This window comes from Actinospica durhamensis, assembly GCF_018139695.1.
Taxonomy (GTDB): domain Bacteria; phylum Actinomycetota; class Actinomycetes; order Streptomycetales; family Catenulisporaceae; genus Actinospica; species Actinospica durhamensis.
Window position 1 is genome coordinate 1 of sequence record NZ_JAGSOG010000865.1, and the last position, 395, is coordinate 395.

A 395-nucleotide genomic window follows, 5' to 3' on the forward strand; every position below is an offset into this window, starting at 1 on the left:
CGGCTGTTCCAGCAGTGCCGGCCGGACACCGTCTTCCACGCGGCGGCCCTCAAATGGGTGCCCATCCTGGAGAAGTTCCCCGGGGAAGCCGTCAAGACGAATGTCTTCGGCACCCGAGCGGTGCTCGAGGCGGCCCTGGCCGCGGACGTCGCGTTCCTGGTGAACATCTCGACCGACAAGGCGGTCGATCCGGTCGGGGTGCTCGGATACTCGAAACGCATAGCCGAAGGACTCACCGCGGCGGCCGCGATCCAGGCGGGCAGACCGTACGTGAGCGTGCGCTTCGGCAACGTGCTCGGGTGCCAGGGGTCCTTCCTCGACGTCTTCGCCCGGCAGATCGCGGCCGGCAGACCGGTGACGGTCACCCACCCCGAGGTGACGCGCTATCTGATGAC

At 68.1% G+C, this 395-nt stretch carries 1 protein-coding gene; it reads left to right on the forward strand.

Annotated features, from left to right (window positions below):
• The coding region (locus KDL01_RS42605; protein ID WP_212534367.1) for a polysaccharide biosynthesis protein at nucleotides 1–395 on the forward strand (395 nt) is incomplete at both ends.